General features: G+C 27.0%; 1 protein-coding gene. It reads left to right on the forward strand.

The features are described 5' to 3' along the window. Positions 1-165: 165 nt before the first annotated feature. Positions 166-2,169, forward strand: a complete 2,004-nt coding sequence (locus ACR0QS_RS12880) for a methyltransferase domain-containing protein (RefSeq protein ID WP_432633854.1) — start codon at positions 166-168, stop codon at positions 2,167-2,169. Positions 2,170-2,247 lie beyond the last annotated feature (78 nt).

Raw genomic sequence — 2,247 nt, forward strand, 5'->3', positions numbered from 1 at the left:
CAATACAATACAATACAATACAATACAATACAATACAATACAATACAAGCCATTAATATATAATTTTTGGCTGTTTTTTCATTGCAAGAAATATAAAAAATTATTTCAAAAATCTAAACGCATTTTCTTATGCGAATTTAAATCAAATCTTAAAGGAATAGTATCATGAATAAATTATTAAATTTTATATACTCTAAAAAAGACGAAGGCATTTATCGAACTTATAGAATTTTTGGCATTAAAATTATTACAAAACCTTTTAAACTAAAAATACAAAACGAATTAAATAATAGTTTTAATCAAGTAAATAACAATTTTAATGAGTTATTTAAAAGACAGCAAACTATAGAAAATATATTTTTAGAATATTATATACAAAATAGTAAAAATAATATCGCTAAAAATTATTACGAGTTTATAGAAAAATTATTTAATTGTAAAACGATAGTGTCGAGCAGCTGGCTTCCCGAATACGAAGATATTTTTAAATTTTTGCCAATTCTTTTTAAGAATTCAAAATTTAAAATGGTTTATTATGACGAAAATATATATGCCGATATTTACGGATTTTGGGGAACGAGACCGATTATATCGCAATTTACCGTAATAAAAAACGCTTTATATAATAATAAAAATGTAGCGTTTTTTGAAATGGGATTTATAAACTCAATTTATACTTTTGACAATATTCGTAAAGTTAAAAATTATAGCAAAGTAATATCTTATGTGTTTGACGATTTAGCGCCTTATTATGATGCGAGATATAAAAATCGTCTGGAAGAAATGCTTAACGATAAAAATTTGAAGTTTAATGAAAAAGAAATTGAAAGAGCGAGAATCAATATAAATAAAATAATCAAAAATAAAATCACAAAATATAATCATCAGCCGATATACAAACCAAAAATAGGAAAGAATAAAAATAAAGTTTTAATAATCGACCAAGCTTACGGAGATATGAGTATAGCGAAAGGTTTGGCTAACGAATACACTTTTAAGAATATGTTTGAAACGGCGATTAAAGAAAATCCTAATTCCGATATAATCATAAAAATTCATCCAGATAATTTACTCTATAAAGAAAACTGCTATTATAACGAAGAAACTCAAAGAGAAAATATATATTTGTTTAACGAAGAGATTAATCCGATTTCTTTGCTTGAAATAGTCGATAAAGTTTATGTTTGCACTTCGCAGTTAGGCTTCGAGGCGTTGATGATGGGAAAGGAAGTCCATACTTTTGGAATGCCTTTTTATGCTGGATACGGACTAACGATAGATTATCAAAAATGCGAGAGGCGAACGAATAAGCGAACTTTGGAAGAAATATTTTATATAACTTATATCAATTACAGCTATTATGTGAATCCCGAGAAAGAAGAATGCTGCGAGATAGAGGAAGCGATAGATTATTTGATAAAATTAAGAAGAGAATATTTTTTGGAATTTAATATTAGATGCGATGATAAAAATATAGTCGATTTATCCAAAAGAGATTTTTCATTAAATAGCGGAGAGCGACAAACTGCGCAAACATTGGCGGGAATTAGGAAAGACCATTTATTGAGATATGAACTTGCTGCAAACTTTTTGGAAAATAAATTTGGCGAAATTAAAACTGTCGGAGCGGATATATTTTGCGGAAACGGTTATGGTTCGTATTTGGTTGCAAGCAAATTAAAAATGACGGAAATTCTCTCCATAGACGCGTCAAAGGAAGCGATAGAACTTGCTAATAATCATTATAAAATTGAAAATAGGATTAACTTTATAAATAAATTATTTCCTTTTGAACTTGATAAAGATAAATACGATTATGTCATATCGTTTGAAAGTATAGAACATATACAAAACGATATTCAATTTATAGAAACGATAATATCCGCCATAAAAAATAACGGCTATTGGTTTTTATCAACTCCAAACGATGAGGTTATGTCATTGAAAAAGAATAATAATAAATTTCATTTCAGGCATTATACGAATAAAACGATTAGTAATATTTTCAAAAAATATAATTTGGAAGTGATTGAGCAATACGGCGAAGATACATATTCTATAGACAAAAAAGGATTGATTACGGGAACTTTGAGCGAGGATAAAATGAAGTTGATAAAAGATTATAACGGGCAGTTTATGGTTTATATTTTGAAAGTTATTAAGGAGTGATTATGTTTTTTAAGACTAAAAATGTTGCAGGTAAAATTTATATTATAATATTACGTATATAATCTGAAATAATAAATC

Source organism: Brachyspira sp. (assembly GCF_050873525.1).
Classification (GTDB): Bacteria; Spirochaetota; Brachyspiria; order Brachyspirales; family Brachyspiraceae; genus Brachyspira.